The following is a 6,794-nucleotide window of genomic DNA, read 5'->3' on the forward strand; positions in this document are numbered from 1 at the left end:
CCCGGTCGGATCCCGGCGGCCGTCACCCAGTGCACCGTCTCGGTCGGCACGCCGAAGGCGAACCGGGCCGGGTGCGCCCGCCCCCGGGCGTCCACCAGCCGGTAGGGCCGCGGGGTGACCGCCAGGCCACCGCTGAGGAAGTCCCCGTCCGTGTCGCCCGGCAGCCGGTAGCTCGCGCACTGACCGGTCGCCAGCAGGTGGCGCAGCAGCGGGTCCACGGTGCGGCGCAGGTCGCTCTCCGGCAGTCTGGCCTCGATCAGCGTGGTCACCTCGACGCCGCCGTCCGGGATGCTCGCCGCCACCGCCCGGAACACCTTGCCCGACGCGTCCGGCACCACGGACAGGCCCGGCCCGAGCAGCTGCAGCGTGCCGGCCTCGGCCAGCGCGATCAGCTGCTCGATCCGGGCGGCCGGCGGCCCGATCGACAGGAAGGCGTTGAGCGGGGTGTACCACCCCTGGAGGTCCTCGCGGTAGGACCGGCCGGTCAGGCCGCCGTGGTCCACCACCAGGCGGATCTCGTTGCGCAGGTCGCGCAGCACGTCCAGGGCGGCCTTCAGCGGCCCGTCGACGTTGCCGAGCGCGGCCTCGGCCAGGTCGCGGCGCAGGTGTGCCAGCAGCCACTGCCGGTACTCCTCGTGGTCGGCGAACTCCCGTTCGCCGTAGGGCCGGATGATCCGGTCCCAGTCCCAGCGCAGGTCGCCCGCCACCCGGTGGCGGTCCAGCAGCTGCGCCTCGGCCGACTCGTCGGCGGTGGCGCCCAGCGCCACGAACTCGGCCTCGAAGGCCGCCGCGGCCCGCCGGCCGGCGCTCTCCACCAGCAGCGTGCGGTAGTAGACCAGCCGGACCTCGCGGGAGATCAACGGCCAGATCTGCTCGCGGAAGTCCAGCGGCCGCCCCTGGTCGACCGCCGCGCGCAGCGTGCGGATCGTCTCGGGTCCCAGGAACACCGGTTCGTGCCGCCCGGAGGCGCCCTTCTGGTTCTCGCCGCGGGCGTGGTGCGGGATCCCGCGGCGCGAGCCCGCGTACATCTGCGGCTCGCGCCCCGAGGGCTGGTAGACCAGCCGGCCGCCGACCCGCTCGAAGCGGCCGCCGCGGCCGATGGTCAACGCGGCCATGCAGTCGAAGAAGTTGAGGCCCAGGCCCCGCAGCAGCACCGCCTCGCCGGGGCGCACCGTCTCGAAGCCCAGGTCGGCGGGGTTGCCGGGCGGGAAGTAGCCCAGCTGGTGGCCCTCGGCGAAGCGCTGCAGCTCCAGCTCGGCCCCGGTCGGCTCGCTGTCCACGTGGCCCTGCGCCAGTACCACCGCGTGCAGGCCGCTCAGTTGCTCGCCGGAGTCGAGGGTGAGCGTCTGGGTGCCGTCGGCGTCGTCGTCCAGCGCGGTCGCCCGCGCCCGGTGGATGCGCACCGTGGTGCCCGGCGGCGCGGTGCGCACCAGCCGGCGCAGCACCCAGTCCAGGTAGCGCCCGTAGAACGCCCGGCTGGGGTAGCTGTCGGGTCCCAGCGCGCGGGCCTCGGCCAGCACGGGCTCGGGGTACTCCTCCTCACGGTCCATCAGGACCATGAACCGGGCCCACTCGTGGAGGTTCGGGCCGGGCCGTACCGGACCGGCGCACTCCACGCTCTCGTCGGTGAACATCGAGACCTGGCAGGCCACGGTGTTCATCAGCAGCTCGGTGGGCTGGTCGGTGCGCCACACCCGGGCGCCGCCGTCACGTACCGCCTCCACCAGGTGCACCGTGAGCGGACGGACCGTACGTCCGGGCACCGCCCGGTTCGCGCAGATCCGCTCCAGCACGGACAGGCCCCGGGGACCGGCACCCACCACGCAGAGACTGGCCTCGTCGGACAACTTCCAACCCCCTCTTGGGCGGGAGGCGCGAGGAATGCCGAATCCGTCGCGTCAGTGGGCTCATTGTGGCCAAGAACGATCACCACAACAAGGGCGAGTTGCACCCCTGCCGTGGTCGGCCGGTGGTGGTTCCCCACCTGGGCGAGCAGCCCGGCGGCCGCCAACCGTACGATCATTGAGCCCTTCGTGTCCGGCCCACCGGAAAGCGGCTTGACGTTCCGTCAGTCGAATTCCGACGTCGGCGGTCATCCGCGATCGCCGACCGGCCGGCCCGGGACACGCCGAGGCCCGCGCCCGTCACCCCCGGCGCCCGCCCGCCGACGTAGGGTGCGGGGGTGTCCGCAGCGAACCAGGCCCGCCGAGCGGCCCGCGCCGCCTGGCGCTACGTCAGGCGGGCGCCGGGGACGTTCATCTGGCTGGCGATCCTCTTCGTCACCACCCTGATCCTCCGGCACGTCTCGCCCGGCTTCGCCGACGGGATCCTGGAGAAGCGCTCGACCAACATCCACTACCTGAGCCAGTCGCCCGTCCGGGTGCTGATCAGCAGCGCGCTGTGGATCGCCGGCGGCGGCTGGTTCTTCTACTTCGTCCTCTACAACGTCTTCCACGTGCCCACCGAGCGCTGGCTGGGGACCCTGCGCTGGCTCGGCGTGGTGCTGGTCGCGCACGTGGGCGCGACCTACCTGAGCGAGGGCGTGCTGCTCTGGGCGATCAACCACGGCCACGCGCCGGAGTCCGCCCGCTACACCCTCGACTACGGCGTCAGCTACGCGCTCGCCGGGGTGGAGGCGGTGGTCTGCTACCTGATCGTCAGCCCCTGGCGCTACGTCTACCTGGCCGGCCTGCTCTTCTTCTACGGCTCCGCGCTGTGGAGCGGACGGACCTTCACCGACGTCGGCCACTTCACCGCCGTCCTGCTGGGCCTGGCCTGCTACCCCCTCACCCGCGGCCGCTCCACCGCCGGCGTCGGCGGCCCCTTCGACCCGGTGGCCACCGTCCGCCGCCTCTGGCGCCGGCTCCGCACCTGAAGGGCCGGGCCCGAGTCCCCGGGTACAGATATCACCAAGAGATACCCATGGGTCCCACAAGCTGATGGCGGGTCAGGGTGGACAGGGGTTCGATGGCCCCAGCCGTCGTCGACGGGACCTACCACCCTCCAGGGACACCCATGCGACGTACCACCCGAAGCCGTGCCACCGCATCGGCTCTCGGCACCGCCGCCCTGCTCGCCGCCACCGCCCTGACCGGCAGCGCGGGCACGGCCGGCAGCGCACTCGCGCTGGGCCAGACCGCCTCCACCGCCCATCTGCCCCACCCGGTGCCGGCTGCGGTCGGCCACCGCCTGCTGCCGGGCGCACTGCCCGGCGCCCTGACCACCAGCCAGTGCCAGGCGCAGCTGCAGCGCTCCTGCTACGGCGCCACCCAGTTGGAGCGCGCCTACGACGAGGGTCCGCTCTTCGCCAAGGGGATCAACGGCGCGGGCCGCACCATCGTCATCGTCGACTCCTTCGGCTCACCGACGATCCAGCACGACCTGGACGTCTACAGCGCCCAGTACGGCATCCCCAGCACCAACGTGCAGGTGGTGAAGTGGGGCACCGTCCCGCCGTTCGACCCGAGCAACGACGACATGACGGGCTGGGCGGAGGAGACCACGATCGACGTGGACACCGCCCACGCGATGGCGCCCGGCGCGAAGATCGTGCTGGTCGAGACCGGCGTCTCGGAGACCGAGGGCACCACCGGCTTCCCGGAGATGATGGCCGCCGAGGACTCACTGATCAAGCAGGGCGTGGGCGACGTCATCTCGCAGAGCTTCGGGGCGACCGAGAACACCTTCCCCGGCTTCGACCAGGGCGACCACAGCAGCCTGCTGAACCTGCGGTTCGCCTTCAAGGACGCGGCCGCGCACGGCGTGACCGTGCTGGCCGCCTCGGGCGACAGCGGCTCCACCGACGCCGAGGCGGACGGCAGCACCCTCTACCCCTACCAGGTCTCCTCCTGGCCGCCCTCGGACCCGCTGGTCACCGCCGTCGGCGGCACCTCGGTCCAGCTGGACGACCAGGGCAACCGGCTGAGCCCCGACACCGTCTGGGACGGCCACGGCGCCACCGGCGGGGGCAAGTCCGCGGTCTTCAACCGTCCGCTCTACCAGCTCGGCGTGCAGTCCACCACGGGCAACGCCCGCGGCATACCGGACGTCTCCATGCTCGCCGACCCGCTCACCGGCGTCTGGACCTACAACAGCTTCGGCCCCGACGACAACGGCTGGGAGCTGTGGGGCGGCACCAGCGTGGCCACCCCGATCTTCTCCGGCGTGGTGGCGCTCGCGGACCAGGCCGCCGGCCACCGGATCGGCCAGCTGAACTACCCGCTGTACGCGCTCGGCGCACTCCAGCAGGCCGGTGACACCCGCACCGGCCTGACCGACGTGGTCGGCGGCTCGAACACCTACAACGGGGTCCCCGGCTGGCCGGCCGTCAAGGGCTACGACCTGTCCACCGGCTGGGGCACGGTGGACGCGGCCAAGTTCGTCCCGGCGCTGGCCATGCTCGGCTGACCGCCCACCACCGCACCTGACAGCGCGAGCCGCCCGGCAGGTCCCGGGCGGCTCGCCGCGTGCTGGGGGGATGGACGGCCGTCAGGCGCGACCCGCGGCCTTCTGGGTCCGCCGGGCCAGCGAGTCGATCACGACGGCGGCCAGCAGGACCAGACCGGTGATCATGAACTGGATGGCGTTGCTCAGACCCTCGATGTTCATGCCGGACTGGATGGAGCCGATCACCAGCGCACCGAGCAGCGCCGACCAGGTCGAACCGCGCCCGCCGAAGAGGCTGGTACCGCCGATGACCGCGGCGGCGATCGAGTTCATCAGCAGGTTGCCGCCGCCGGAGGTCTGGCTGGCGGACTGGATCTGCGCGGCCAGGAAGAGGCCGCCGACCGCCGCCATGGTCGAGCAGATCATGAAGACCGAGATCCGGATCCTGGGCACGTTGATGCCGGCCCGGCGGGCGCCCTCGATGTTGCCGCCGAGCGCGAAGACCTGACGGCCGTAACTGGTGCGGCGCAGCAGGAAGTCCAGCACCACGATGAAGATCAGGAAGATCAGCAGGGCCAGCGGCAGCCCCTTGTACTGGTTGAGCGTGTAGGCCGCCAGGAAGGCGATCACCGCCAGCGCCCCCGTGCGCAGCGCGATGTCGCCCGGCGCGCGGGAGGGGATGCCGGCCGCGCGCCGGCGCCGGGAGTCGAGCAGTTGGGAGCCCAGGAAGAGCGCCACCCCGGCCACCGCCACCCCGTAGGCCGCGGCCTGCTGACCGTAGATGGTGGTGTAGAGCTTGGAGACGTTGTCCTTGCCGGAGAGGTTCACCGTGCCGCTGGAGCCCAGGATCTGCAGCATCAGGCCGTTCCAGCCCAGGTTACCGGCGAGGGTGACCACGAAGGCCGGTACGCCGACCTTGGCGAAGAAGAAGCCCTGGATGAGGCCGACCGCGGCGCCGCCGGCCAGCGCGCAGAGCATCGCGACCCACTGGTTGACGCCGTGCGTCACGTCCAGCACCGCGAAGATCGCCGCGCAGAGACCGCTGACCGAGCCGACCGACAGGTCGATCTCGCCGAGCAGCAGCACGAAGACCACGCCGATCGCGATCATCCCGGTGCCGACGATCTGCTGCGAGAGGTTGGAGAGGTTCTGCGCGGACAGGAAGCTGCTGTTCAGGCTGCCGAAGACGGCCCAGATCACGATCAGCGCCAGGATGACCGGCAGCGAGCCGAGTTCACCGCTGGTGATGCGGCGCTTGAACTCGCCGATGTAGCCCTTGACGCCCTCCTGGCGGACGATCAGGCGCGGGTCGACCGCGGGGGTCGCCTCGGCGGCCACCGGCACCGGCGCGTTCACGCCGCCGGTGGGCATGGTGTCCTCGGGCAGCGGGTGGTGCTTCGGGCCGTCCTCGTAACGGCCCTCCCGGCGCGGGGTGTTGCCGTCCTCGCTCACTGCTCGCCCTCCGAACCGCGGGCCTGGCGGCGGGTCACGGCGTTGTCCGTGGCGCCGGTGATGGCCGAGATGATCTGTTCCTGGTTGGTGGCGCGCCGGTCGAAGACGCCGTTGTTGCGCCCCAGCCGCAGCACCGCGATCCGGTCCGCCACGGCCATCACGTCCGCCATGTTGTGGCTGATCAGGATCACTCCCAGGCCCTGGTCGCGCAGCCGCTCGACCAGGTCCAGCACCTGGGCGGTCTGCTCGACGCCGAGCGCCGCGGTGGGCTCGTCGAGGATGACCACCTTCGGCGAGCCGATCAGCGAGCGGGCGATCGCGACCACCTGGCGCTGCCCGCCGGAGAGCGAGGCGATCGGGATCCGCACGCTGGGGATCCGGATCGAGAGGGTGTCCAGGAGGGTGCGCGAGCGCTTCTCCATCTCCACCTCGTCCAGCACCCCGAACCGCTTGATCTCGCGGCCCAGGAAGAGGTTGCCGACCACGTCGAGGTTGTCGCAGAGCGCGAGGTCCTGGTAGACCGTCGCGACGCCCAGGTGCTGCGCGTCCTGCGGGCGGTGGACCGCCACCGGGCGGCCCTGCCACTCGATCGTGCCGTCGTCCGGCTGGTGCACCCCGGCGATCGCCTTCACCAGCGTCGACTTGCCGGCGCCGTTGTCGCCCACCAGGGCCAGCACCTCGCCGGCATGGACCTCCAACTCGATGTCGGTCAGCGCCTGCACCGCGCCGAACCGCTTGGAGACCCCGCGCAGGGCCAGCACGGGTTCAGCAGCCATCGTGATCAACTCCCTTCGCCACCGGACCGGTTGCCGAGCTCCGCGGGGTGCGCAGCACGGGTTCAGCAGCCATCGTGATCAACTCCCTTCGCCACCGGACCGGTTGCCGAGCTCCGCGGGGTGCGCAGCACGGGTTCAGCAGCCATCGTGATCAACTCCCTTCGCCACCGGACCGGTTGC

At 71.9% G+C, this 6,794-nt stretch carries 5 protein-coding genes; 2 read left to right on the forward strand and 3 right to left on the reverse strand.

Annotated elements, in window-relative coordinates; genetic code table 11:
* A partial coding sequence (locus ABD323_RS38580; protein ID WP_344446776.1) for an FAD/NAD(P)-binding protein occupies nucleotides 1-1,847 on the reverse strand: 1,847 nt, incomplete at its 3' end.
* A 335-nt stretch (nucleotides 1,848-2,182) separates the two neighbouring features.
* On the opposite strand from ABD323_RS38580, the gene ABD323_RS38585 reads away from it, so the two are divergent.
* Both ABD323_RS38585 and ABD323_RS38590 read left to right on the forward strand, forming a co-directional pair.
* Entirely contained in the window at nucleotides 2,183-2,875 is a 693-nt protein-coding gene (locus ABD323_RS38585; RefSeq protein ID WP_344446777.1) for a rhomboid-like protein, read from the forward strand.
* 140 nt (nucleotides 2,876-3,015) lie between these two features.
* Nucleotides 3,016-4,407: a S53 family peptidase gene (locus ABD323_RS38590; protein WP_344446778.1), complete on the forward strand. Its 1,392-nt coding sequence runs from the start codon at nucleotides 3,016-3,018 to the stop codon at nucleotides 4,405-4,407.
* Nucleotides 4,408-4,488: 81 nt separating this feature from the next.
* On the opposite strand, the gene ABD323_RS38595 is transcribed toward ABD323_RS38590, so the two are convergent.
* The gene (locus tag ABD323_RS38595; protein ID WP_344446780.1) at nucleotides 4,489-5,757 is read right to left on the reverse strand and encodes a sugar ABC transporter permease; all 1,269 of its coding nucleotides are present in this window, start codon (nucleotides 5,755-5,757) and stop codon (nucleotides 4,489-4,491) included.
* 77 nt (nucleotides 5,758-5,834) lie between these two features.
* Complete coding sequence (locus ABD323_RS38600) at nucleotides 5,835-6,614, reverse strand: ATP-binding cassette domain-containing protein (RefSeq protein WP_344446779.1); 780 nt, start codon at nucleotides 6,612-6,614, stop codon at nucleotides 5,835-5,837.
* Nucleotides 6,615-6,794 lie beyond the last annotated feature (180 nt).

The sequence above is a fragment of the Kitasatospora nipponensis genome (genome assembly GCF_039528135.1).
GTDB classification, from domain to species: Bacteria; Actinomycetota; Actinomycetes; order Streptomycetales; family Streptomycetaceae; genus Kitasatospora; species Kitasatospora nipponensis.

Excerpts from the sequence above, each read along its gene's own strand:
- ABD323_RS38590 (WP_344446778.1), top strand. The coding sequence starts at position 3,016 with ATGCGACGTACCACCCGAAGCCGTGCCACCGCATCGGCTCTCGGCACC.
- ABD323_RS38595 (WP_344446780.1), bottom strand. The coding sequence starts at position 5,757 with ATGCCCACCGGCGGCGTGAACGCGCCGGTGCCGGTGGCCGCCGAGGCG.
- ABD323_RS38600 (WP_344446779.1), bottom strand. The coding sequence starts at position 6,614 with ATGGCTGCTGAACCCGTGCTGGCCCTGCGCGGGGTCTCCAAGCGGTTC.